We start from the raw sequence: 434 nt of genomic DNA on the forward strand, positions 1-434 counted from the left end.
GATGCGCTTAGGGGAGACACCCGTTCCCATCCCGAACACGATGGTTAAGACCTAAGCGGCCGATGGTACTATACTGGAGACGGTATGGGAGAGCAGGTGGGTGCCAGAATCTTGGGGGTGTAGCTCAGTTGGGAGAGCACCTGCCTTGCAAGCAGGGGGTCAAGGGTTCGAATCCCTTCATCTCCAGGCCGAAAGCAACTTAACGAGATTGAGTGTAAACGATGATCGAGCTTAGTGCGAGGCCCTTCACGAACCTTAGCGAATTCGAGCGCAAGCGATGAATGAGCTTAGTTGAGTGAAGAGAGCTGGAATGCTTTCGACATACTGTACCTTGAAAACTACACATTGATAAGAAGACATCAGATATTGATTGAATGTTTTAAAACCAATTCAATTTCATTAACAAAGCAAAAACCTGAACCAGGACAGCGGGA

The 434-nt window shown here is 48.2% G+C and carries 1 tRNA gene and 1 rRNA gene; both read left to right on the forward strand.

From position 1 onward, the window contains the following. Nucleotides 1–109 (forward strand): 5S ribosomal RNA (rrf, locus tag ACTQ3K_RS12650); the annotation flags it as partial. Nucleotides 110–113: 4 nt separating this feature from the next. After that, a tRNA-Ala gene (locus tag ACTQ3K_RS12655) sits at nt 114–186 on the forward strand. Nucleotides 187–434 lie beyond the last annotated feature (248 nt).

This window comes from Candidatus Paralachnospira sp. LCP21S3_A2 (genome assembly GCF_052118925.1).
Taxonomy (GTDB): Bacteria; Bacillota; Clostridia; order Lachnospirales; family Lachnospiraceae; genus Lientehia.